This is a genomic window from Actinoplanes sp. NPDC048967 (genome assembly GCF_040649415.1).
Taxonomy (GTDB): domain Bacteria; phylum Actinomycetota; class Actinomycetes; order Mycobacteriales; family Micromonosporaceae; genus Actinoplanes.
Genome location: NZ_JBEZFL010000005.1, coordinates 16,081 through 38,108, shown reverse-complemented (window position 1 = coordinate 38,108; position 22,028 = coordinate 16,081). Strand labels below are relative to the sequence as shown.

General features: G+C 68.0%; 24 protein-coding genes. 11 read left to right on the top strand and 13 right to left on the bottom strand.

The window, feature by feature from the left end; all coding sequences use genetic code 11:
- Window positions 1–96: 96 nt before the first annotated feature.
- From AB0C12_RS21915 to AB0C12_RS21900, 4 genes are all read right to left on the bottom strand, one after another.
- Window positions 97–264, bottom strand: coding sequence for a hypothetical protein (locus AB0C12_RS21915; RefSeq protein WP_360550675.1), 168 nt, complete (start codon window positions 262–264; stop codon window positions 97–99).
- Window positions 265–422: 158 nt separating this feature from the next.
- Window positions 423–776, bottom strand: coding sequence for a DUF6086 family protein (locus AB0C12_RS21910; protein ID WP_360550673.1), 354 nt, complete (start codon window positions 774–776; stop codon window positions 423–425).
- A gap of 21 nt (window positions 777–797) precedes the next feature.
- The gene (locus AB0C12_RS21905) at window positions 798–1,031 is read right to left on the bottom strand and encodes a hypothetical protein (RefSeq protein WP_360550671.1); all 234 of its coding nucleotides are present in this window, start codon (window positions 1,029–1,031) and stop codon (window positions 798–800) included.
- Window positions 1,032–1,377: 346 nt separating this feature from the next.
- Window positions 1,378–1,620, bottom strand: a complete 243-nt coding sequence (locus AB0C12_RS21900) for a hypothetical protein (RefSeq protein WP_360550669.1) — start codon at window positions 1,618–1,620, stop codon at window positions 1,378–1,380.
- A 517-nt stretch (window positions 1,621–2,137) separates the two neighbouring features.
- Between AB0C12_RS21900 and AB0C12_RS21895 the strand changes: the two genes are divergently transcribed.
- On the top strand, window positions 2,138–2,791 hold the full coding sequence (locus AB0C12_RS21895) for a hypothetical protein (protein WP_360550667.1): 654 nt from the start codon (window positions 2,138–2,140) through the stop codon (window positions 2,789–2,791).
- Window positions 2,792–2,891: 100 nt separating this feature from the next.
- On the opposite strand, the gene AB0C12_RS21890 is transcribed toward AB0C12_RS21895, so the two are convergent.
- Window positions 2,892–3,575 (bottom strand): glycoside hydrolase family 16 protein, encoded by a 684-nt coding sequence (locus AB0C12_RS21890; protein WP_360550665.1) that lies wholly within the window; start codon window positions 3,573–3,575, stop codon window positions 2,892–2,894.
- A gap of 557 nt (window positions 3,576–4,132) precedes the next feature.
- Between AB0C12_RS21890 and AB0C12_RS21885 the strand changes: the two genes are divergently transcribed.
- The 4 genes from AB0C12_RS21885 to AB0C12_RS21870 are packed head-to-tail and all read left to right on the top strand — an operon-like array spanning window position 4,133 to window position 8,273.
- Window positions 4,133–5,266, top strand: coding sequence for a polysaccharide biosynthesis protein (locus tag AB0C12_RS21885; protein WP_360550663.1), 1,134 nt, complete (start codon window positions 4,133–4,135; stop codon window positions 5,264–5,266).
- Window positions 5,263–6,453: a glycosyltransferase family 2 protein gene (locus AB0C12_RS21880; protein ID WP_360550661.1), complete on the top strand. Its 1,191-nt coding sequence runs from the start codon at window positions 5,263–5,265 to the stop codon at window positions 6,451–6,453. The genes AB0C12_RS21885 and AB0C12_RS21880 overlap by 4 nt, the downstream gene beginning before the upstream one ends.
- A 54-nt stretch (window positions 6,454–6,507) precedes the next feature.
- The gene (locus AB0C12_RS21875) at window positions 6,508–7,752 is read left to right on the top strand and encodes an NAD(P)/FAD-dependent oxidoreductase (RefSeq protein WP_360550659.1); all 1,245 of its coding nucleotides are present in this window, start codon (window positions 6,508–6,510) and stop codon (window positions 7,750–7,752) included.
- Window positions 7,753–7,760: 8 nt separating this feature from the next.
- Window positions 7,761–8,273 (top strand): MarR family transcriptional regulator, encoded by a 513-nt coding sequence (locus AB0C12_RS21870; RefSeq protein WP_360550657.1) that lies wholly within the window; start codon window positions 7,761–7,763, stop codon window positions 8,271–8,273.
- A gap of 209 nt (window positions 8,274–8,482) precedes the next feature.
- Here AB0C12_RS21870 and AB0C12_RS21865 read toward each other — a convergent pair whose 3' ends face one another.
- Window positions 8,483–8,734 (bottom strand): hypothetical protein, encoded by a 252-nt coding sequence (locus tag AB0C12_RS21865; protein ID WP_360550655.1) that lies wholly within the window; start codon window positions 8,732–8,734, stop codon window positions 8,483–8,485.
- A gap of 284 nt (window positions 8,735–9,018) precedes the next feature.
- Window positions 9,019–9,429, bottom strand: coding sequence for a hypothetical protein (locus tag AB0C12_RS21860; RefSeq protein ID WP_360550653.1), 411 nt, complete (start codon window positions 9,427–9,429; stop codon window positions 9,019–9,021).
- A 135-nt stretch (window positions 9,430–9,564) separates the two neighbouring features.
- On the opposite strand from AB0C12_RS21860, the gene AB0C12_RS21855 reads away from it, so the two are divergent.
- Together AB0C12_RS21855 and AB0C12_RS21850 are read left to right on the top strand one after the other, a co-directional pair.
- Window positions 9,565–10,722 carry a histidine kinase gene (locus AB0C12_RS21855; RefSeq protein WP_360550651.1) on the top strand — a complete coding sequence of 386 codons (1,158 nt, stop codon included), beginning with the start codon at window positions 9,565–9,567 and terminating at the stop codon, window positions 10,720–10,722.
- A complete protein-coding gene (locus AB0C12_RS21850; protein ID WP_360550649.1) occupies window positions 10,719–11,360 on the top strand; it encodes a response regulator transcription factor in 642 nt (213 codons plus the stop codon). Before AB0C12_RS21855 ends, AB0C12_RS21850 begins: the two co-directional genes overlap by 4 nt.
- 4 nt (window positions 11,361–11,364) lie before the next feature.
- Here AB0C12_RS21850 and AB0C12_RS21845 read toward each other — a convergent pair whose 3' ends face one another.
- Window positions 11,365–12,879 (bottom strand): MFS transporter, encoded by a 1,515-nt coding sequence (locus AB0C12_RS21845; RefSeq protein WP_360550647.1) that lies wholly within the window; start codon window positions 12,877–12,879, stop codon window positions 11,365–11,367.
- Between the two features lie 104 nt (window positions 12,880–12,983).
- Here AB0C12_RS21845 and AB0C12_RS21840 point away from each other — a divergent pair, with 104 nt between their 5' ends.
- Both AB0C12_RS21840 and AB0C12_RS21835 read left to right on the top strand, forming a co-directional pair.
- Window positions 12,984–13,736 (top strand): TetR/AcrR family transcriptional regulator C-terminal domain-containing protein, encoded by a 753-nt coding sequence (locus tag AB0C12_RS21840; RefSeq protein ID WP_360550645.1) that lies wholly within the window; start codon window positions 12,984–12,986, stop codon window positions 13,734–13,736.
- A gap of 97 nt (window positions 13,737–13,833) precedes the next feature.
- Window positions 13,834–14,436 carry a hypothetical protein gene (locus AB0C12_RS21835; RefSeq protein WP_360550643.1) on the top strand — a complete coding sequence of 201 codons (603 nt, stop codon included), beginning with the start codon at window positions 13,834–13,836 and terminating at the stop codon, window positions 14,434–14,436.
- Window positions 14,437–14,447: 11 nt separating this feature from the next.
- On the opposite strand, the gene AB0C12_RS21830 is transcribed toward AB0C12_RS21835, so the two are convergent.
- From AB0C12_RS21830 to AB0C12_RS21815, 4 genes are all read right to left on the bottom strand, one after another.
- Window positions 14,448–16,013: a hypothetical protein gene (locus tag AB0C12_RS21830; RefSeq protein ID WP_360550641.1), complete on the bottom strand. Its 1,566-nt coding sequence runs from the start codon at window positions 16,011–16,013 to the stop codon at window positions 14,448–14,450.
- A gap of 1,061 nt (window positions 16,014–17,074) precedes the next feature.
- Window positions 17,075–17,863 carry an SAM-dependent methyltransferase gene (locus AB0C12_RS21825; RefSeq protein WP_360550639.1) on the bottom strand — a complete coding sequence of 263 codons (789 nt, stop codon included), beginning with the start codon at window positions 17,861–17,863 and terminating at the stop codon, window positions 17,075–17,077.
- A complete protein-coding gene (locus AB0C12_RS21820; protein ID WP_360550637.1) occupies window positions 17,860–18,753 on the bottom strand; it encodes a helix-turn-helix transcriptional regulator in 894 nt (297 codons plus the stop codon). The genes AB0C12_RS21825 and AB0C12_RS21820 overlap by 4 nt, the downstream gene beginning before the upstream one ends.
- A gap of 149 nt (window positions 18,754–18,902) precedes the next feature.
- Window positions 18,903–19,067 (bottom strand): hypothetical protein, encoded by a 165-nt coding sequence (locus tag AB0C12_RS21815; RefSeq protein ID WP_360550635.1) that lies wholly within the window; start codon window positions 19,065–19,067, stop codon window positions 18,903–18,905.
- Between the two features lie 212 nt (window positions 19,068–19,279).
- Here AB0C12_RS21815 and AB0C12_RS21810 point away from each other — a divergent pair, with 212 nt between their 5' ends.
- Window positions 19,280–19,891, top strand: coding sequence for a sigma-70 family RNA polymerase sigma factor (locus AB0C12_RS21810; protein ID WP_360550633.1), 612 nt, complete (start codon window positions 19,280–19,282; stop codon window positions 19,889–19,891).
- The gene (locus tag AB0C12_RS21805) at window positions 19,888–20,571 is read left to right on the top strand and encodes a hypothetical protein (protein WP_360550631.1); all 684 of its coding nucleotides are present in this window, start codon (window positions 19,888–19,890) and stop codon (window positions 20,569–20,571) included. The genes AB0C12_RS21810 and AB0C12_RS21805 overlap by 4 nt, the downstream gene beginning before the upstream one ends.
- Window positions 20,572–20,680: 109 nt before the next feature.
- On the opposite strand, the gene AB0C12_RS21800 is transcribed toward AB0C12_RS21805, so the two are convergent.
- Window positions 20,681–21,829: a calcium-binding protein gene (locus tag AB0C12_RS21800; RefSeq protein ID WP_360550629.1), complete on the bottom strand. Its 1,149-nt coding sequence runs from the start codon at window positions 21,827–21,829 to the stop codon at window positions 20,681–20,683.
- Window positions 21,830–22,028 lie beyond the last annotated feature (199 nt).

Here is a 22,028-nt window from a genome sequence, read left to right as displayed (position 1 = left end):
GCGGTTCGGACGGGATGTGGTCTTCCTTCGGCGACATCCCGAACGCCGGTGTTCACCGGATACGCTGGCCGATTACCGCTCAGGTCGACCCGCACGTCACCGGCCCACGTACCCCGATACGCCCGTACGGCCACCCTGACCTACTCGTGCGGCGCCGCCGTCGAACTGGGCACCATCGGTCCTGGTGACGAGCAGGCCCACATCGGCCTGCGGCTGGGCCGCCGCGCGGCCGCGGCTGCCCGAAGCGGCTCTCGGAACAGTCACGCGTTAGTCGTGTTCGTTGGAACAGTAGTCACTGTCGACCAACGAAGCGCGACCTCCATAGACGACGGCGCCGACGACGGTGAGGGCACGATATAAGTAACGCGCTTGGATGCACTGCGGCACATCGCCCAGCCTAGGCGCGGTCGAACGTGAAGAGACTACAACTCCGGCATGGCCGAGGATAGTTCCGTCATTGCGGCAACCGTGCTGGCATCCAGCTGTTCGCGCATTCCGTTATTCATTCTGTCGAGTAACACCAGCGAGGTGAGGACGAAGCCGCGGATGAGGCCTTGCGCGACTCGGTGGCCGATCGAATACTCGCTGTTCAGCGCCTCAACGAAAGTTCGGAATTGACTACTCCCTATTTCATAATAATCGCTCGCCATAGGGGATAGGCCATGCGGGACGGAGATTGCATCCGATAGGGCGTCAGCGAGCCCTACGTAAGTCTTTCCAACCTGTGACGCAGGGCTCCAGACCACTCTGTCGTCGGCGTCGAAGATGTAACTCATTCCGGAATCTCCAGACGTACGTCAACCCTGGGTTCTGTCGGAACCAAGAACCTCGACCTTGGTCACGCCGTTGTCGTCGGTCCAGTTGGGATACAGTCGCCGGCTCTGGCCGACGAGTTGACCGCCCATCAGGCCCGTCGAGGCGACGACCGGTGCGCCGGCGTCGACCGGCGGATCGGCGGCGAGCGCCGGCGACGCCCCCATGGTCAACGAGACGGCCAGCGCGGCCGCCGTGGTGAGACGAAACTTGCCCACGGCGCCCGAACCCCCGTGATCAGAATGCCGCCCGGACAATACGTGCTTCGATCACCAACTGTCGATCCCGACTGTTTGGCTTGCACACCGCTAACCTGACCCGACGGTCTCACCGTCGGTGATCCATGGACGCCTGAAGGAGCACCGCAGTCCGGTCGTGGCGGGACGGCCACCGTTGCTCGGGTGGCGAGCGGGAGGCCGTCAGCCGGGACGGTGGATGGGGCGGCAGCTTCTGCCCGCCACGACGATCGAAAGTCCACAGCTCCGCCATTGAGCCAGCAGACCGCGTCGATCCGGTTACCTGCCCAGTCTCGGTGACAAGTGCGGACCTCGCCCGCAGCAGAGGTTAGGGTGGATCATCAGCGATTTCGGGGTGAGGCTGAAGATGATTGATGTGCAGGAGTTCGCGCGGCGGCTGAGCACTCTCGGAGCTGCTGCGTTCACCAGCGACGATGTCGTGGATCTGGCCACCGCAGCCGACGTGCGCGTCACCGCTGACCTCGAGATCGACGCCGCCCTGGCGCAGCGCTTGCTCGACGAGATCTCGCCCGTGCCGCCAATCACCGGAGCCCAGATCGCGGCGTCGCAATGGCCGCCACCCAGGTCGTCGCGCCCGGCGGCGCCTTCGGTGTCGTTCTCCAGCCCCGGCGCCGTCGACGGCCCAGCTGACCAGCCGTCGCGATCCCGCAGTTCTGGGCCCGCGCGTAGCGGTCGGCGACCGGGATCTCGACGAAACGGCAGGTAAAACTGCTGGTCCATTCCAGCGGTTCTGACTGCTTGGACAGCGACGGGTGCCCGACACCCGGACTCGCAGCTGGCTGGACTGCATCCGGACCGTATCCGGCGCCACTACCAAGTTCCTCGCACCAGCGGTCGGCTATGAGACGAGCTGTGAGACCAGCAGACTCGGCGCACGATCTATTCCAGTCCGCACGCGGATCGGGACTAATGAATGCCTACGCGGTTTGGCACAACGGATCGCTATGACCGCCACGCCCCACGCTGCGTAACGCCAGGACTATTGATCAACATAGTGAACGTTGTCCATCTGTGCCACGATCGATCCAGAGGTCCGCATTTACCGGTGTACCTTGAGGAGGACTCTGGTGCTGGACTGGGATGCCGTAGGGTCGGCTGCTCAGGTCGCAAGTCTTACCTACCAGGTCGCCGAGGACCGGCAATGGTTCCGGCCGACCCGAGTGCGCATGGCCCAGATTTCAGGCGGCAGCATGTTCCGTGGCGGCAGCGCCAGCGGCTTCGACCTCTTGCTCGGAATGACTGCCAGGTATGACAGGCGACATCCGCCGAGCGTATACATCATCGCCACAGGTGCGGCGTATGGCGTCAGTGGGGACGGCGCGTGGGTGGCATGGGTTCGGCTCGGGGGCTCGTACCGCTTCCTGATCCCGCCCGGCCGATACGACATCGCCGCGCTGTATATCGCCGAGCGGACGCAGCGGCACAAGAGTCCGCCGCTGCTCGCCGTCGGCGAGTACGACAACTGCGAAATCGTCCACGGCGACCGGCGCAAACTGCCCATGCAAGGCGTTGAACCCACCGAGTACCACTACCGCGGTCTACGGAACCGGCCCGGCACCGAATCGCTGTTCCGGATCCCGTCGGATCGGCTGCCCATGGCGGCGCTAGGTGAGGCATACCACGCGGCTCGGAGTCTGCATCGCTCGATTGACCCACCGGCGCCAACCCCCAGGCGGCACTCACTCTGGCCACACGACCCAGACGCCATAGATTTCGTGTGAGAAGGGATGCCGGCCATGGCGATCGTCGGTAAGCCGCAGCGCCACACGCGATGACTCAGCCGGGCTTGACCCGACTCTTCCGGTGAGTGGCGGCCGCTGATCACCGCCGGTGGGCGACGTAGTCCACGATTGTGTACCGGACCCCGGACACGGGCTTCCCGGCGAGCCACTGCGGATACCACGTGTTGAGGTAAACGTTCATCGGCTCACGGGGTACGCCGCCGTCCCACGCCTCTACCAGCTCGTGATCGACGTAGAACTCCACTCCGGCCGGGGTCGAGGCGATCCCGTACAGGTGAAAATCCGCGGTCGGGTCGAACGGCAGCGCCTGCTCACTGGTGTGCGTGAGCGCACCGCCCGAATACGAAGTGAATCGGATACGCCCGGCCGGCTGGTTGTACAGCTCGATGTCGATCTCTTGAGCGAGGTCGGGGGCCGCGTAGAAGAACAGCCCGGTCACCGATGTCGGCGCGTCGGCCAGCTTGAGCCGAGCCTCGAGTACCCCCGCCGGAGCCGCTGCCACTGTCTTCACCTCAGCGCCGTCGAGCACTCCGGGCGACATCTTCAGTCGCAACATGCCGTCTTCGACGTCGACGTTCCCGGGCTTCATCACGCTTCGACCGAGCGTGTGCTCCTTTCCCGCAGTCCATCTGCCGGTGTCCAATGTGGTGAAGTCATCTCGGAATTGCATCGACGGCATTTCCGCGGGCCATAGATGGCGGACGGACGCCGCGGTCAGGACCATCACCGCAAGCAATACCGAGAGCTTCTGCACGCGCCGCATGAGACGCAGAGTACAGGCGTTGAGTTCGCCGGCGCCCACGTTTGCCGCCCGGCGGTGTGCGCGTTGGATTCTGCCGCGCCAACTTCCGTGACCATTTCATTCGTTTCGGTACTGCGCCCGGCGAGAGCCGCCGCGGGCAGTCGGGCGCGAATCGCCGAGGCATCGCGGAGGAGGCGTTGTCACCGTCGCTGATTCAGGGTCCGCCGAAAGTACTGCTGGTGACGACGCTGGTCCTCGGGCCGGAGAGCGGTCGGGTGAGGCGAGATCACCGTCACCGTCTCAGAGTTCGCCGAAAGTGCGGCGAGTGACGACACCAGGCCGCGGCCGGGAGAGCAGTCGGCGGAAACGGCGCCGTTACCGTCACTGATTCAGGGTCCGCCGAAAGTACGGCAGCGACAACGCCGCGCCGTCATCGACAGAGAAATTGAGAGAGCGGGGTCACCGTCACTGTTTCAGGGTCCGCCGAAAGTACGGCAGTGACAGCGCCCGGCAGCCGTCGTTTAACTGGCAACCGTGGAGACGCCACACTGAGAAAGCTTATTCCAAGGGGATTTCCTGTGTCTGACAATATTTCCGGAATCACTGCGCAGTCCGGCGCCTCGGACATCGCTCCTCTTTTGTTGGAACGCGGCCGGCAGATCAGCTATGGGGCAGGGGCGCGTGCGCTCGTTCACGGAAAGATCGTGCTTGTCACCGGCGCCGGCGGTTCGATCGGCAGCGAGGTGGTCCGCCAGGTCCGCACCCTTCAGCCGGCGGCGGTGTATCTCCTGGACCACGACGAAGGTGCGCTGCACTCCCTGCAGTTGGAATTGCACGGTCATGGCCTGCTCACCGATCCCTTCGTGCTGTTGGCCGACATCCGCGACGCCGACACCATCAGCCGGCTGTTCGCCGACATCCGGCCCGACATCGTGTTCCACGCCGCCGCGCACAAGCACCTCCCCCTGCTCGAGCGGTTCCCCGCTGAGGGAGTGAAGGCCAACGTCGGCGGTACCCGGAACGTCGTGGCAGCTGCCGCCGCGACGGGGGCGGAGCTGGTCGTCAACATCTCCACCGACAAGGCGGCGCATCCGACCAGCGTTCTCGGCGCGACCAAACGCGTGGCCGAGGACATCGCCGCCTGCTATGCCACCCCCCGCACGAGGGTCGCCTCGGTACGCTTCGGAAACGTTCTCGGCAGCCGGGGAAGCCTGCTCCACTCTCTGAAGTGGCAGGTCTCGAACGCTCGTGACATCACCGTCACCGGCCCGGCTGCCACCCGCTTCTTCATGACGATTCCCGAGGCGGCCTCGTTGGTGATCGAGGCGGCGGTGCTGGCCGGCGGCGGCGAGACCTATGTTCTCGATATGGGACGGCCCATCCGGATCCTGGACCTGGTCCGCCGCTACCTCGAGCTGGCGGAAGCGGAGAACCGGGTTGTCTTCACCGGCCTCCGCAACGGTGAGAAGCTCCATGAACAACTCGTCGACAGCAGCCAGGAGGCCGTCACCTCGACGACGCATCCGCGAATCACCCGGATCGACCGGCGAACGTCCGACAGAGTCACCTTCCTGGCCGCCGTCGACGAACTGTGCGAAGCGGTGAGCTCACTTTCCTCCGCGGAACTGCGCGGCATGTTGTGGATGCTCGCCGACCCGCAACCGGTCTCGACCGACAGCAAGCGGGGCTCGCTCTTGGAATCCGTGGCATGACGGCGACGACCAGCTGGGCGTTGTCACTCTTGCTCATCCCCTTGGCATGGCTGCTCATCGACGCGACCGGAGGACTCCGGGCCCGGCACGCGGCGGCGCCCGCCGTGGGCACCGACGAGTTCCACGACTTCGCCGTCCTCGTGCCCATCTACGGCAACATCAAGTACCTGGAGAACATCGACTATCTGAGTCGTTACGGCCGGCGCGTCATCTTGTGCACCACGACCGGCGAGACCCCCGAGTTCGACGTCGCCATCACCGAGATCGCCTGCCGGCAAGGCTTCCGGGTCTTCCGCACTCCCGCCGACAAGGCGTCCACCACGGCAAACAGGCGCGCAACCGGCGGAACCATCCGGGACACCGTCATCCGGGCGGTCCTGCCCACCGTCGACGCGGCCTACGTCGTCTGCATCGACGCCGACACGACCACCAGCCAGCCTCTCGAACTACTCGTCGGGGCATTGCACCGTCGCGGTCTCGACGTCGCCTCGATCCGGCTGGTCCCCTCGAACCGGGACGACTCGCTGTTGACCCGGTTTCAGGCGCACGAATACCGACTGTCCATGAAACTGCGCGTCGTCGCCCCCTGGCTGGTGTCCGGCGCCTGCCATGCAGCCCGGACCACCGCGCTTCGCGACGTCATGAACAATCACTCGCTGTTCTTCCAGGGCAACGATGTGGAAACAGGGATCCTGGCCGACGCCATGGGCTTCCAGATCGGCCATGTCCCGTTCGAGGTACCCACCAAGGTCCCGAACACGCTCAAGGACTGGTGGCGACAACACGTCGCCTGGGCCGGCGGGGAGTTCCGGCTGTTCGTCGTCAACGCCGGCGTCGGACTTCGGCACCCGTTCTTCTGGTGCTACGGCTTGATCATCACCCTCGCGATGCTGCCGTTGCGTCTGCTGGCCCTGGGACAAGGACACTTCGGCACGGTGGGGGCGCTCGTCGCTCTCTACATCGGCCTGGGCTTCTACCTGCACTGGTCCCACCGCGACTACGCCCTGCTCCTGATGCCCCTCTACGCCGCCTTCATCAGCGTTGTCCTCGTCCCTCTCGGAGCCGTGTCCTACATCCAGATGGCCCGGCGCGGCCGCAACGCCGGGATCATCCGCGTGCCCCGCCGGGCGCGTAATGGGACCAGCTTGCTCGATCGCGCCGACGTCCAGGTGGGCGTTCGGGCTTGAGGGTTGGGGAAAGCCGGCCTTGCTCATATCATCTTAGTCATTAAGATAATTCGCATGGGCACATCGACTGACTTCTCGGTAGCGATCGCCGGCGCCGGCCTCTCCGGGCTCTGTCTCGCCCAGCACCTGATGCGCGCCGGCATCGATGTGCATGTCTATGAGCGCGACCCCGGCCCCTTCGTCCGGCAGCAGGGCTACCGGATCATCCTCGACCGGTACGGCCTGCAGGCCCTGCGCGAAAGCCTCCCCCGCCCCCTGTACCGCCTGGCCTTGACCACCGGCGACGAGCCCGGCGGCCACCTGCGCTTCACAGACAGCCGCCTGCGGGACGCGTTCACCGTCCATTTCAAGGACGAGCCGCACGCGACCCGCCAGGTCGACCGGCTGACCCTGCGGTCGATCCTCATGTCGGGGCTGGACGGACGCATCCACTACGGCAAGGCCGCCGCCGCGGTGGACAGCGGTCCGGCCGGGCTGCGGCTGCGGTTCACCGATGGCGGGGCCGTCGCGGCAACCGTTGTCGTGGCCGCGGACGGCGTCGGCTCTGCTCTGCGTACGCAGCTCATGCCGGACGCCGACCCGGCGAGCACCCCGATGGCCGGCGTCTACGGCCGGTCGCCCCTGCGGCAGAACGGCGAGAGCGTCATCCCGGACGCGCTGCGTACCAGTGGGGTCCTGGCCATTGCCGACCGGCCGGGCCGCGCCTTCTTCTTCACCTCCATGCGGTTCGGCGAAAGTCCGCGGGAAGCCTTCGCGCGGATGGCCCCGGGCAGCTATGCGCCCACCGGCGACGACTACGTCATGTGGGGGCTGTTGCTCCGGCAGGAGGAGGTGCCCGCCGGCCTCCGGGGAAATCTGCTGGCGCTGCGGGATCTGGCCGTCCGGATGACCACGGACTTCCATCCGCTCATCCGGCGCCTGGTTGACCTGGCCGAGCTGGATGCCACCGTGCTCAACTTCTTCGCCACCGGCCGGCGCCCGCAACGGTGGGCGGTGCCCCGGGCCACGATGATGGGCGACGCCGTGCACGTCATGCCGCCGTTCGGTGCTCACGGCGGCAACACCGCGCTGCGTGACGCCGCCCTGCTCGGGCAGCGGCTCGTTGAGGCCCGGGCGAACGGTACGCCGGTGGAGGAGGCGATAGCCGACTACCAGGACGAGATGGTGCCTTACGCCTTCCGCGCCGTGGACACCGCCGCTGGGCTGATGCGGCGTCTCACCGGGGGTGCGGTCGCTCCGCACTGGGTGCTGACCCGTGTGCTACCTCGGCTGCACAAGGTCACCGTGCCGGAGGCATGATGGCGGGCATGTCCCCCGAGCCCGACCGGGCGTCCGCGATCGCCGGGCTCATGCGCGCCGGGCGGGAGACCTCGCGGTTGTCCATGGTGTTCCGGTACGCCGTCGCGGACCGCCTCGGCCTCACCGTGAGCGATCTGGAGTGCCTGGACTTCCTGGCCGACGCCGGATCCGCCACCGCGGGGCAGATCGCCGAGCGGACCAGCCTCACCACCGGGGCCGTGACCAGCATGCTCCGCCGGCTCCAGCAAGCCCGCTACGTCACGGCCGAACGCGACCCGGCGGACCGGCGGCGGGTGATCGTCACCCTGCGGCCGGAGCGGATCGCCGAGCTGGAGAGACCGTACGAGCGGTTCGCCGAGCGGGCGGAGCGGCTCATCGAGGGCTACACCGTCGAGGAACTCCTGCTGCTGGTCCGGCACTTCGAACGGATGCAGGCGATGTACCTCGCCGAGCTGTCCGCGTTCCCGGCAGGCGGCAACGCTACGACGGCACCTCCTGCAGCCCGCCCGAGGAATGGGTGACCAGGACCGCCTTCTCGCCGGGCGTCCAGCGCAGGACCGAGCCCCGGTCGAGGGGCGTGCGCACCGGCAACCGTCGAACGAGGCGGCGATGACGGACCGGGAATGGCCATCGCCCTGCTCGGGGATTCCGGTCGCTCCGGGCCGGAACAGCATCGGGCGGGAGTCCAGGCCGCTGCCGACGATCGTCTCGCCGGCGGCGGACAACCGGTTCACGTATCCCCGGTGCGTCCAGGTGTGCCGGACCGCCCCGGTCGACGGGTCGAGCTCGCGGCAGTCGCCGAACCGGGCGGAGATGACCCGGTCGCCGTGGAGCAGGGCCGGGCCGGGCCGTACGAGCCGGTCTCCCAGTCGGCGGCACCCGTCGCCGGATCGATCGAGACGGTCACCGCCTGCTGCGCGTACGCGATCAGCCGCCCGGCCGGGGTGATCCCGGCCAGTGACGCACCCTCCTTCGGCGACATCCACAGGGTCCTCGCCTTCGGCTTTTTCGCGCTCGGCGTCCAGCCGAGCACGCGGCCCGGCCGCCGCCACCACCAGGTCTTGCGCCGCGGAGACAGCCACCGCGCTGACCGGCGCCCGCGGCCCGGTCAGCGTGTGCCGGACCGTTCCGGTCGTCGCGTCCACGACCAGCACATTTCCGGTACGGCCCGGTCGGTACCCACCGCGACCAGCGTCCCGTTGGGCGACACGGAGAGGCAGCTCGCTTCATCGGGAAGGCCGATCCGGTGCACGGTGCCATCCACGATCAGGGCCAACGCGTAGCCTTCGGCCGAGGATCAGCGGTACGCGAGCGAGCGGCGCGACGGTTGACGTGCACCACGACGCCGAGCATGAGCAGGCCACAGCCGGCCTGTTCGACGCGCAGCCATACCGGGAACGCGCCCGGCCAGGCGACCACCACGATGATCGCGGCCAGCACCACCATCGAGATGACGCGGAGCCGGCGGAACGAGCCGCGGTGGCCGGCGGCCGCGCGGCGGGCGAAGAGCAGGAGCACCGCCGCGCTCGCCGCGACCAAAGGCGTACGGACCCAGACGGCGGTGGTGACGAGGGTGGGATGGTGGCGCAGCAGCACCACGGCGACGACGGTCGACAGGCTGATCACCAGGAAAGCGGTGAGCAGCCGCACAGCGACGTTCAGATGGTCGTTCCTCATGCCGCCCAGCCTGCGAGCCGGAGCCGGGCCGGGGCATCGGCGCGCGGATCGAAGTTCCGTCACCACCCCGGGGTGGAGACACCTCTACACCCGTGAACCGATGCTGCCGCGCCGATACCGTTCTACGTTCGAAGGGTGCACACCGAGGAACCCGCGCTGACCCGTCTCCGGGTGGTGCGGTGGATGCAGTTGCTGACGCCGCTGATGCTGGCGTGGTTCGTGTGGGCGGCCGCGGTCACCGGGCCCGGCTTCGGCCCGTCCGGCCAGGAACTGGTCGTCGTGCTGGCCACCGCCACGTTCGTGGCCGGGGTGTTCGGCCGCAATGCGACCGTCCGCCGGCCGGTCCGGCCGGCGCACGTGGTGTTCGTCGCGGCGATGCTGGTCAGCTCGGTGACGCTGGTGGCGGTGCAGCCGGGCGGCCCCGGCTCGGTGGGGGTGCTGGTCGCGGTGCTGTGCGCGGCGACCGGGCTGATGCCCGTACGGGTGGCTGTCCCGGTCCTGATCGCAGCGTTCGTTGTGCTCGAGATGGCGGCCTCGATCACCGGGCAGGATTTCGGTTTCCTGGCCGTGCTGGCCGGGTTCGCCGTGCTGTTCGGCCTGATGTACCTGGCGTTCCGGCTGGCCGAGGCGCAGCGCCAGACCAAGCGGCTGCTCGCCGAGCGGGAAGCGGGCCAGGCGGCGCTGGCCGAGGCGGCCGTGCTGGCCGAACGCCAGCGGCTGGCCCGCGAGATGCACGACGTGCTCGCCCATTCACTGTCCGGGCTGTCGCTGCAGCTGGAGGGCGCTCGCATGCTGGTCGCTCAGGATCCGGCCGATCCACAACTGGTGGTCGCCATCGACCGCGCCCAGCACCTCGCCCGCAACGGTCTGGAGGAGGCCCGGCGGGCCATCGGTCTGCTGCGCGACGACGACCTGCCGGGTCCCGACCGGCTGGCCGGGCTGGCTGAGCAGTTCACCCGGGACCAGGCCGTGCCGTGCGAGTTCGCGGTGTCCGGGGAGCCGCACCCGCTGGAGTCGCAGGCGCGGCTGGCCATCTACCGGGTGGCGCAGGAGGCACTGACCAACGTGACCAGGCACGCGTCGCCGACCCGCGTCTCGCTGCGGTTGGCCTACGAGGCCACCGATACCCGCCTGATCGTCGAGGACTTCGCCGCCGGACCGCCCGTGATTCCCGACGAGACGGACGGATACGGGCTGAGCGGGATGCGGGAACGGGCCGAGCTGCTGGGCGGGACCCTCAGTGCGGGCGCGACCGGTCACGGATTCCGGGTCGAGCTGGCGGTGCCGGCATGATCCGGGTGCTCATCGCCGACGACCAGCGGGTGGTCCGCGAAGGGCTGAGCATGGTGCTCGGACTGATGAAGGGCGTCGAGGTGGTGGGCACGGCCACCGACGGCGCCGAGGCGGTCGCGCTGGCCCGGACCGTACGGCCGGACGTCGTGCTCATGGACCTGAGAATGCCCCGATGCGACGGGGTCGAGGCCACCCGCCGGCTGCGTACCGAGGCACCCGAGGTCAAAGTGGTGGTGCTGACCACGTATTCGGACGACCGGTCGGTGCTGGACGCGGTACGGGCCGGCGCCCGCGGCTACCTGACCAAGGACGCCGGCGGTGAACAGATCCACGAGGCGCTACGGCAGGTGGTCGACGACCATGCCGTCATCGATCCGGCCGTACAGCGGCACCTCGTGGACGCCATCGCCGGTGAGCCGGCGCCGCGGCCGGGTTTCCCGGACGGCCTCACGCCGCGCGAGGCCGAAGTGCTGTCCCTGATGGCCGGCGGCCTGTCCAACGCCGAGATCGCTGCCCGTCTGACGGTCAGTGAGGCGACGGTGAAGAGCCACGTCAACCACCTGTTCGCGAAGATCGGCGCCCGCGACCGGGCCCAGGCCGTCGCGTACGCCTTCCGGCACGACCTCAGCGTTCCGTAGTTACTCAGCCGGCCAGTTGCGACTCCGGCTCGGCGGCGGCTTCTTCGGCGGCGGCCACCCGCGGCTTCGGGCGCAGGACGGCCACGGCGACGACTGCCGCCAGGATGCCGCCGGCCACACCGATCAGGGAGGTCGAGGCGATGGCCGAGACGAAGGATTCCTGCGCGACCCGGGCCAGTGCGGCGTCACCGGTGGTGGCCGCGATGCGCAGAGCGTCACCGATCGAGTCCCGCGCCTGGTCGGCCACGTCGGCCGGCATCGCGGCGCGGTAGGTGGCGGTGAGCACGCTCCCGAGCACGGCCACGCTCAGCGCCGTGCCGACCTGCTGGACCGTGTCGTTCACGGCGGAACCGACGCCCACCCGATCCGGCGGGAGGGCACTCATCAGCGTTCCGTAGGCGGCGGGTCCGGCGGTGCCGCTGCCCATGCCGAGGACGACCAGAGCGAGGGCCAGTTTCGGGTAGCCGTCGCCCGGCGCCAGCGACGCGAGGACCCCGAAGCCCGCCGACACCAGCAGCAGGCCGGCCGCCAGCGCCGTACGGGTGCCGAAGCGCTTGTCGATCACGACGCCGACACCGTTGAAGGCCATCGCGGTGACCAGCATCGGGATGAACGCCGTGCCGGCCTTGAGGGGCTCGTAGCTGAGGACGAACTGCAGGTACTGGGTGAGGGCGAGCAGCACGCCGCCGGCGGAGAACGACAACAGCACGATCGAGAGGCTGGCGCCCGCGAAGTTCCGGTCGCGGAACAGCTTGAGCGGCAGCATCGGCTCGGCGACCCGCCGCTCCCACCAGGTGAACGCGCCCAGCCCGGCCACCGCGACCGCGAAACCGCCGAGAGTGGACGGTGCGTCCCAGCCGTGCTGCGCCGAGCTGATCACGCCCCAGACCAGGGCCGTCATGCCGATCATCGAGAGCAGCGCGCCGAGCAGGTCGGGACGGCTCGCCCGGCCCCGCGACTCGGGGATGACCGCCAGGGCGGCGACGATGCCGAGGACGGCGATCGGCACGTTGAGCAGGAAGATCGAGCCCCACCAGAAGTGTTCGAGCAACAGGCCGCCGAGGCTGGGGCCGCCGAGGGCGCCGAGCATCAGCACCGAGCTCCAGATGGCGATCGCCTTCTTGCGCTCGTCCTCGGCGAAGACGGTCGTGAGGATCGACAGGGTGCCGGGCATCAGGAAAGCGGCGCCGACACCCATCAGACCGCGGACGGCGATGAGCTGCCCGGGGTTCTGGCACACCGTGGCCAGCACCGAGGCGCTGCCGAAGACGATCAGCCCGGTCACGAGCCCCCGGCGGCGGCCGTGGCGGTCCGACAGACTGCCCGCGGTGAGCAGCAGGCCGGCGAAGACCAGGATGTAGGCGTCGATGATCCACTGAATCTGGGCGGTGCTCGCACCGAGGTCGCGGATGAGCGACGGGATCGCGATGTTGAGCACCATGTTGTCGACGACGACCACGAGCAGGCTCAGGCAGAGCACGCCGAGGATCAGCCAACGACGAGGATTGCGGTCCGTCATGACGCGACCTCTCTCGTACAGTGTGCGATTGACTCGCACACCGTACCAGCGCACTCGAACACTGTGCGAGGACCATTAGAATGGGCAGGTCGAAGGGATCCTGCATGCCGTCGCAGTCCGACTCGTTCACCGGTTCCGTCTGGCTGCGGCCGCCCCGGGCGCAGACCGGCCAGCCGAGCCTGAGCCGCGAGCAGATCGTCCGCGCGGCGATCGAGCTGCTCGACGCGGAGGGGCCGGCCGGCCTCAGCATGCGCCGGCTCGGCACCAAGCTCGGTTCGGGCGCCACCTCGCTGTACTGGCACGTGGCCAACAAGGACGAGCTGCTCGAACTGGCGGTAGATGAAGTCCTGGGCGAGGTCTACGTGCCGGTGCCCGGCGACACGAGCTGGCGGATGGGCGCGTCGATCTGCGCGAACGGCATGCGGTCGGCGCTGCTGCGGCACCCGTGGGTGATCGGCCTGCTCGGGCTGCACCCGACCCTCGGCCCGAACGCGATGCGGCTGGGTGAACAGCTCGTGGCCCTGTTCACCAGGGCGGGCTTCAGCGGCATGGCGCTGTCGCATGCCACCGCCGTACTGCACGCCCACGCCATCGGCGCGGCGACGTCAGAGGCGGCGGTCAGGTCGGCTCTCCGGCGTACGGGGAAGACGTGGCAGGAGGTGGCGGAGGACGTGGAGCCCTACCTCGACCGGCTCGGTCCCGAGAACCCGAACTACGAGAAGTGGCGCAAGGAGACGGGCCCGATGCGCCAGGACCCGGATCAGGAGCTCGAGGAGATGTACGCCTTCGGCCTCGATCGGGTGCTCGACGGCCTGGAGCTGTGGCTGGCGAAGCACCCGGACAGGACCGCAACCTGACCACATCGATGCTCTTGACTTCCTTCGAGCCGCCAGACAACCTTTAACAAGGTTTACTGAAGCGGGGAGGCTGTCCGTGAAGCAGTTGTCGGTGGCAATGAGGTCATCTCTGGCGGTATTCGCCGCCTGCCTGCTCCTGACCCCCACAGCCGCGAACGCTCACCCACCAGCCCCGAACACCCACGAGTGCGCGACCCCCTCGATCGATCGCCTCCAGCAATGGCTGGCCAGCGGCGAGGGCACCACGGTCCCAGCGACCGGCAGCCTGCTCGTGCCCACCCGCACAGGACACCGGACCGGCTACAAAGCCCAGGTCACCTTCCTGAACGCGGAATGGCACGTGGTCGTCGTCTGGCTCGCCAACCAGTTCGAGGCCCAGGTCGACCTGTCGAGATCCAGGGGATTCTGGCTGACCTACAGCGCAACCGATGACCTGTACGTGCAACTACGTCCCGCGTCGCACTGGAACGGCGGCGCTCAATGGGCCACCGCCATCCCGTCGACCCACGGCCGGACGGTGACGAGGTTCTTCAGCTTCCGGCCCGAGGCGTGGACGGCAGTGCCTGAGCTCGGCGCTCCCGCCCACTCGTTCACCGATGCGATCCGTGACGCCCGCGGCCTCGTCTTCGTCGGCAAGACCCCGAACGAGCTGACCTTCCGAGGAATGCGCTTCCACCGTTACACCCCGCCGTGCCTGTGATCCGGCCCGGATCACTCGCGACGTAGAACGTCGCGCATCCACTTGAACGCGGGCGGCCTGCGCCTGATCCCGAAGCCCGCGTACACCTTGTTCAGGACGCTCTCGCTGTAGCCGGCCATCACCACGACGCTCAGCAGGACAACCGTCGACGCACTGGCGGTGGAGATCCACGCGGCATGCTCCGGCAATCTCCGCACCAAGGCCGCCACCGCCACCGCGAAGCCCGCCGTGACGAGACAGATAGCGGCGCATACTCGGAGCAGCCGACGAACCAGCGCGTGGGGAGCCGGACCGTCCCCTTCGAACATCTGCACGGTGAGGCGGGTGTTCGTATTGGTGAACGCCCCAGCGCCGAACAGCGCGAACACCGCCGTCGCGATCCACCAGGCCGTGCCGCTTTCGAGCAGCAGCGACGGAATGATCTCCGAGACACCCAGCACGACGGGGATGGCGGTGTCTCGAAAAGTGGGTGTCCAGCGCAGGATCGTGCTGAACCACAGATATTCGTACGAGACAATGATCAGCCCGGCGAGGCTCAGCGCGGATTGCGCGATGGCCGGCGCGAGTTGACCGCTCTCGGCCACCTTCAGATATTTCACCGTCTCGACCGTGATGACGCTCAGGGCCACGCCTTGGATGATGCTGATGTTCATCAAGTAGCCCTGCGGAAAAATCTCGATCGAACGCCGCACCAGGACGCCGGTGTTCAACGGCTCCAGCTCGGTCATCTCTTGCTTCTTCGCAATGGTGGTCGCCGGCCCGCTCGCCTCAGTCGCTTCCTGAGGCATGGGCGAACCGGAATCTCCGGCAACCACAGTCGGGCGACGCTCGCTGGCGGCATGAGCGACTCCCACACTGAAGGCCGCACCCAGGAGCAAGGCGCCGACCGGCAGGGCGTCCGGCAGGACGGCATCCGCAGGAGTCAGCGAGATCAGCGTGGCCGAGCAGATCAGCGAGAAGAACGCCAGACCGGCGCCGGCTCCGGACAGCCGGGAGTCGACCCGGTCGTCCTGGTCGCCCCGACGCCCTGATGGGAGAAAGCGGAAGGAGACGCACGCGATCACGGTCGTCGCCAGCGCACCGATGGCCGCCCAGTCCGCGGCGACGAAGCCGACATCGGGACCGTACTTCTGACCCAGGTGATCGCGGACTCCACCCCACATCAGGAGGACGAGAAGTGGCGGCAGCACGTACACCGTCAATCGGCGCAGGAGCATGAGGGCGACCAGGCCCTTGTCCCGCCAGAGATCGCTGAGCAGGACCAGGACGGAGTAGAAAAGCATGATGCCGGCGACGCTGAATCCCATGCCGGAAATCGCCTGGAGGACCGCCACGCGCGGAGTGCCGGCCCGTTCCCCCGTCATCACCGCGTAATTGAGGCTGGACGCGATAAGTGCGGCGAAGGCGCTCGTCAACGGCGCCAAGCTGCGCTGAAAAGCGGTGGGTGCGCCGGTGTCGGGCCGCAGCGTCGCGACCGCTACCAGCGCCGCGAAGGAAAAGCCCGCCAGCACCCCGGCGAGCTGCGAATAGTAACCGGCGATCTCGGGCAGGTCCGCGGGTTCCGCTGCCACCAGCATGCGATGTCACCCACCCTTCCGCGCCCCAGCCGGCCGACAACCGGCGTCACCGAGGCACATGATTGACCCGGGACGCTTCCCTCCACATCGGCCGGTCGGGCACGCGGCACGTTCCTGATCCGGTTGTCTGCGCTGTCCGGTGGTGACCGTGATCGTCCGATCAGTGGAATCGGTGCAGGCTTCGCGCCTGTCCCGTTGTCCGGCTTTCCCGCATCATTTTTATTGGATGATCGGCGGATGCCGCCGGGCCTGTCTCATCGACCAACGTTCGTTCTCCTACGGGAAGAAGTCGGGGGGAGTTCGCGTGGACAACTGCAGCCACCTGGATTGGAATCCGGTGGACGTCGGACAGCCGCATTCGCAGCTCGCCGCCGTCATCGCGGGTTTTCTTTTCGCCGGCATAGTGTTCCTGCTCGGCCAGCGAAAACCACGGGAGAACGACTCCTATCCGTACGTTCTCATGCTGCCGTCGTTCTTCGTCCTGCTCCTGGACAGCTTCTTCTTCTCGGTGATCTCCGGCGAGCACAGCTGCAACCGGGCGTGGACCGAAACGATGATCGCTGCCGGCCTGCTGGGCACCGGGTCGCTGGGGGTCTTCGGCGGGCTGAGCTGGGTCATCGACAACGCTCGCCGGGGCGAGCGCGAACCGCTTCGGATCGTGCTGATCACGTCCCATGTGATCGCGGTGATTGTCTTGCTGCACCTACAGGTGACGACGAGTTACTACTTGCGCGACATCTACTCGCCCGGCGACCCGCCGACGTGGCTGACGGTCACAACCTGGCTGACCACCGGCGTCATCGCGATGCTGCTCATCGGCGGCACTGTGTTGCGGCGGAGGTTGACCTCCAAGAGACAGCCGGTGCACGTGGCGGCGTACTGCGCCCTCGGATACGGAGTCGTTTGCTCAATCGCGTTCGCTGTGCTCGGCGGCCGCCCCAGGGAGCAGTGGGAGCCGACTCCTGACTGGATCGCCGTCACGGCGATCCTGCTGGCCTTGAGCACCGCGGGAGTTACCGTGACGGCATTGATCGTGGCTCTACCGGGCACCCGGCCCGACGTCAGGCAGGCTTCCGACCGACCCCCACCAGATTGTGCAGCGGCTGTGTCTCCCCCGGCTCGATCCGCCACCGGGTCACATCCACCAGACCCGGCTTCACCAGCTCCAGCCCCGCGAAGTAACTGGCGATCTCCTCCGGGCTCCGCATCGCATAAGGCGGATTCGCCGTAGCGTTCCAGATCTTCATGACCTCGTTCAGCTCCGGGTTGGTGTTGGTCCCGTCGACCACCACCAGATAGCTCCCCGGCGCCAGGGCGTCCATGACCCTTCGGACGATGGCCGCCGCTTCCTCGGCCGACGGCAGGTGGGCCAGGATCCCCGACAGCATCAGCGCGACCGGCTTCGTGAAGTCCAGCGTGCGACCCGCCTCCCGCAGGATCGTCGCCGTGTCGCGCAGGTCCGCGTCGATGTAGTCCGTCGCGCCTTCCGGGCCGCTGGTCAGCAGCGCCCGGGCGTGCACCAGCACCAGCGGGTCGTAGTCGACGTAGACGATCCGGGATTCCGGGGCCACCTCCTGGGCCACCTCGTGCGTGTTGTTGGTGGTCGGCAAACCCGTGCCGATGTCCAGGAACTGCCGGACGCCGGCCTCACCGGCCAGGTAGCGGACGGCCCGGTTCAGCACCGCGCGGTCGGCCCGGGCGATGTCGACGATGATCGGGTATTCCTTGGCGATCTGGTCGCCGAGGTCACGGTCCACCGCGTAGTTGTCCTTGCCGCCCAGCCAGTAGTTCCAGACCCGGGCCGTCTGCGGGACGGTGGTGTCGATCTGCGGCGCTTGTCCGTCGGTCATCGAGGATGCCCTTCGTTTCGTGGAGTACGGGTCCGTCGTGGAGGGCGCAGGTCGTCGATGATCCGCTCCAGGATCCCGGCGGTGTCCCGCAGTGGCGCGGCCTCGACGAACAGGCGGTTCGCCGCGTGGAAGTAGAAGTCGATGTCCGCGCGGCTGTGCAGGTACAGCGCGCTGGTGAGCTGTTCGAGGTAGACCATGTCCGGCAGGTCGGGCTCGGGGAACCGGAGGATCGTGAACGAGCCGCCGGCCGTCGCGTATCCGCCCGCGGCGAGGGGCAGCACCTGCAGCCGTACGTTCGGCGACTTGGTCACGACGGCGATCAGCGCCTCCAGTTGGTCGCGCATCACCGCCCGGCCGCCGACCGGGCGCCGCAGCGCCGCCTCGTGCACCAGCGCCCACACTTTCGGCGGGTCCGGACGGTTGAGCACCTGCTGCTGCGCCAGCCGCTGCCGTACCCGGCGGGGGACGACTGCCCGGGCGTACGCCTCGGTCTGCAGCAGGCCCGGCACGGACTGCACCTCGTAGGTCCGGATCAGCGAAGCCCGCGCTTGCAGGCTCAGGTATCGCTCGAACCAGTTCGGTGTCACGTCGCTGTAGGAATGCGAGCGGCCGGGCGCGCCGGCCTCGCGGACGCGCGCCAGCAGGGCCGCCCGTTCCCGAGCGTCGTGGATGCCGTAGCGCGACAGCAGAGCGAGGACGTCGTGCTCTTCGAGGACGGTCCGGCCCAGCTCCATGCCGGTGATCGCCGGCTCCGCGAGATGCAGCGGTGCGCCGGCTTCGGCCCCGGTCAGACCACTGTCCTCACGCAACTGCCGCAGGTAGGCCCCGACCAGAACGCGCACGGCTGAGGGGGTGTCGCCCGCCCCGTCCCGCTGGGGTGATGTCTCCACCGCGCACCTCCGGCCGCTTACCGAAGCCAGCATGCCACCGGAATTCACCCGAAACCAGTACACGGGAGACGGCCGGGAGTTTGTCGGTCGACACCAGCGAGCCGACTTCTCGAGGTCGCACCCATCCGGACCAACCCGCCCGGGTCACCTCAACGGCCGGGAGGCGCGACACGAGTGTCTGGCGTGAGCATCGTCAGAACGTGGGCGGGATGGGTGGAGATGACATCGATAGTGGCACCACATGTGGTGTCGTTGGCGGCGGTGGGCGCCGTGCTGGCGCCCTTGGTGTTGGTCGGCGCGATCCGCTTGGTCATGGAGTGGCAGCGCCGCACAACGCTGGTGGCGCTGGTGCGCCACGCGCCGGGAGGATCAGTCGTGATCCAGGGGCGAGGTTTGGGCGGCCCGCCCATGTGGGTCTGGGTCGGTAACGGTCCCGTCCGGCAACCCGTGACCACAGCGTCGACGCAGGTAGTGCTGCTACTGGCGCCCAGCCACGTGGCAGCATTCCTGCCCACGAGCAGGCACGATGGTTGAGGATGTCGAAGCGGAGCTCGAGCGCCGGTATCGACGCTGGTCAAAGCCCTTGGTCGGGTACGTGATGGCGTACACCGGCGGAGACCTCGATGCTGCTGAGGGCCTCGTCGACGAGGCCTTCCAACTGCTGTACCGACAGTGGGACAGGCGCTCCGCATACAACGACGCGGGTCTGTTCAGCTGGCTCCGCCTGGTCGTACGCAATCGCGCGGTCGACGAGTACCGCAGGCGTGCCCGGATCCAGTTCGTGGTGGTCGATCCGCTGGAGGACAGCGACTGGTTCGACCAACCGGGGGCTGAACAAGAGTCCGATGACCCGGTGTACAGGTTGCTGGCACAGGAGCGTGGCGAGCTCGCCCGCGATCTGGTCAACCGGTGCATGGCGGTGATCCATGGGCTTCGCGCGGAATGGCGCATCGCGATCCTGCTCCGAGGCGAAGGGCTCAGCAGCGCCCAGATCGGCGTACGGATGGGCGGTATCGACGCATCCACCGTGCGGGGCTACTGGAGGCAGGCACTCAGAGAGCTGAAGGCAGCGGTCGGCGACGTCATCAAGATCCTCGACAGCCACATCGAAGAGCAGGATCAGGGGGAGACGGCATGACCAGCACGGATGACCACCACGGCGAGAATCCGGTCGAGGTTCAGCTGCCGGACCTGCTTGAACAGATTCATAACCAGGCCGCGCAGACCGCCGGGCACGACGTCGACGCCGGCGCGGCGCGGCTGACCGCATGGATGAACAGCCGACGCGAGCGGGAAACCGCTGTAGTGGCACGTACCGCTCGACGACTGCCCAAGTCCCGCACCCGACATGGACGGCCAAGCCATTCGGCCAGGCGGCAGGTGCGCGTGCCGGCCAAGGCGGGAATTGATCTCCCCGCGGCGACTGCTTCGGTCCGGTCTCGTCCGCGAGCAACGACGGAGCGTTCACACCCCACCCCGCGTGACTCCGTAGAGCTGCACCTGCTCGGTGTTCACCTGCAAGGGCGGTTCGGGCCGATGGTGGTCCGGGTGCTGCAGACGCTCGCCCAGGCGGCGGTCGCTGTGGTCGGGTTGCTGCACGACACCCAGTGGGCCATCGCAGCGATCGCCGGACTTGCCGGCGCCTACCTGTTGGTCATCGCCCTGGTGGCGATGGCCGCGGTCCACTCTTCCGAGGACCGCCGGCGCGACGCGCGACAAGTCCTACGCATGCTGCTCGGACAGGAAGAGGACAACCGCCGGAAAGAGGCCGGCGATACCTTCATCACAGTCAACGGCGGCAAGACGCGGATCGGGTGAGTCGCGCGACCCGCCTTCCTCAATTGATCAACCGGCGAAGCACGACGCGGAACGGCCCGATCAGGCGGCAAGTGCGCCGCCCGATCGGGCCGTCCGTCGGTGCGTGCTGCTACTTGACCGCCGCCCGGGCCGCGGCCGCCCGGGTCTGGGCCTGCTGCGCGATCTCGAGCTGGGCGGCCGGAGCCACCGTACGCGCCTGAGCAGAATCCGCCGTGCCCTCGCAGTTCCGCACGGTGGCCGCCGCCAGGGCCAGGCAGTAGTCGCCCAGCGCGGTCGCGTTGGCGCCGCCGTCGAGCCGGTCCAGGGCCGCGTCGCTGCCGTACGGCCGGCCCGACACGATGTCCTCGCCGATCAGGATGTCGTCGCCGTTGTTGCCGGCGATCGTGTCGTTGCCCGCCTTGCCGTACAGGATGTCGTCCCCGTCGCCGCCGGCGATGTTGTCGTTGCCCGCCTCGGCGAAGATGATGTCCTTGCCCGCGTCGCCGGCGATCGTGTCGTTGCCGGCGTCACCGTAGAGGATGTCGTCGCCGGTCGAGGCGACGATCCGGTCGTTGCCCGCGTCGCCGACGAGCACGTCGTTGCCGGCCGCGCCGGTGATCGTGTCGTTGTCCGAGCCGCCCGCGATCTCGTCGTTGCCGGCCGCGCCGGACAGGATGTCCTTGCCCGAGCCGCCCAGGATCAGGTCGTTCCCGGCCTCGCCGTAGGCCTTGTCGGCGCCGGGGCCGGCGTCGATGCGGTCGTTGCCCGGGCCGCCGACCAGCTGGTCGTTGCCCGAGCCGCCGAAGAGCGTGTCGATACCGCTCTTGCCGTACAGCTTGTCGTTTCCGGTGCCGCCCTGCAGCTGGTCGGCGGCCGAGCCACCGGTGAGCTTGTCGGTGCCGGATCCACCGTCGGCGAGCATGTAGACGGAGGTCTTGTTGACGACCCAGTCGTTCTTGTCACCGAGGGCGACGCTGAGCCGCGACGTCTTCTTCTTGGTCTTGCACTTGACCTTGGTCTTGTCGCCCTTGACCGCCTTGCAGCCCTTGCCGGCCTTGATGGCGACCTTGTCGTCGAGCGTGACGGTGCGGCCCGAGATGGTGATGGTCAGTCCGTTGCTCTTGCCCAGCAGGGCGTTGAACTGAACGGCCGAGGAGCCGACGACCTTGGCCGCGCCCGCGGACGCCGCCTGGGCCGGCACAGCGAAGAACGTGGTTGCGGCGACCGCCGCCGCGGTGACGCCGGCAGCAGTCAAAGCCTTGCGGTGGAACAGGAACATGCAGAATCCCCCGTGTCGAAAAGTGTGCTGTGGTGATCGGCGGCGACTATACGTGAGCCATGCTCGTGCTCGGGTGCCGACTCGTATGCCTGTTCGTTACCTGAACGAGCGTTGATCGTCATTGGACCTGCTTACGCTCCGGCGATCAGCACCTTGGAAGGACACCTTTAAATGCGTCGATATCTGCCCGTAGCCGGGG

Bases quoted from the DNA above. Each gene is read 5' to 3' on its own strand.
- AB0C12_RS21910 (WP_360550673.1), bottom strand. From the start codon at position 776: ATGAGTTACATCTTCGACGCCGACGACAGAGTGGTCTGGAGCCCTGCG.
- AB0C12_RS21890 (WP_360550665.1), bottom strand. From the start codon at position 3,575: ATGCGGCGCGTGCAGAAGCTCTCGGTATTGCTTGCGGTGATGGTCCTG.
- AB0C12_RS21880 (WP_360550661.1), top strand. From the start codon at position 5,263: ATGACGGCGACGACCAGCTGGGCGTTGTCACTCTTGCTCATCCCCTTG.
- AB0C12_RS21875 (WP_360550659.1), top strand. From the start codon at position 6,508: ATGGGCACATCGACTGACTTCTCGGTAGCGATCGCCGGCGCCGGCCTC.
- AB0C12_RS21870 (WP_360550657.1), top strand. From the start codon at position 7,761: ATGTCCCCCGAGCCCGACCGGGCGTCCGCGATCGCCGGGCTCATGCGC.
- AB0C12_RS21865 (WP_360550655.1), bottom strand. From the start codon at position 8,734: ATGTCGCCGAAGGAGGGTGCGTCACTGGCCGGGATCACCCCGGCCGGG.
- AB0C12_RS21860 (WP_360550653.1), bottom strand. From the start codon at position 9,429: ATGAGGAACGACCATCTGAACGTCGCTGTGCGGCTGCTCACCGCTTTC.
- AB0C12_RS21850 (WP_360550649.1), top strand. From the start codon at position 10,719: ATGATCCGGGTGCTCATCGCCGACGACCAGCGGGTGGTCCGCGAAGGG.
- AB0C12_RS21845 (WP_360550647.1), bottom strand. From the start codon at position 12,879: ATGACGGACCGCAATCCTCGTCGTTGGCTGATCCTCGGCGTGCTCTGC.
- AB0C12_RS21840 (WP_360550645.1), top strand. From the start codon at position 12,984: ATGCCGTCGCAGTCCGACTCGTTCACCGGTTCCGTCTGGCTGCGGCCG.
- AB0C12_RS21835 (WP_360550643.1), top strand. From the start codon at position 13,834: ATGAGGTCATCTCTGGCGGTATTCGCCGCCTGCCTGCTCCTGACCCCC.
- AB0C12_RS21830 (WP_360550641.1), bottom strand. From the start codon at position 16,013: ATGCTGGTGGCAGCGGAACCCGCGGACCTGCCCGAGATCGCCGGTTAC.
- AB0C12_RS21825 (WP_360550639.1), bottom strand. From the start codon at position 17,863: ATGACCGACGGACAAGCGCCGCAGATCGACACCACCGTCCCGCAGACG.
- AB0C12_RS21815 (WP_360550635.1), bottom strand. From the start codon at position 19,067: ATGACCAAGCGGATCGCGCCGACCAACACCAAGGGCGCCAGCACGGCG.
- AB0C12_RS21810 (WP_360550633.1), top strand. From the start codon at position 19,280: ATGGTTGAGGATGTCGAAGCGGAGCTCGAGCGCCGGTATCGACGCTGG.
- AB0C12_RS21805 (WP_360550631.1), top strand. From the start codon at position 19,888: ATGACCAGCACGGATGACCACCACGGCGAGAATCCGGTCGAGGTTCAG.
- AB0C12_RS21800 (WP_360550629.1), bottom strand. From the start codon at position 21,829: ATGTTCCTGTTCCACCGCAAGGCTTTGACTGCTGCCGGCGTCACCGCG.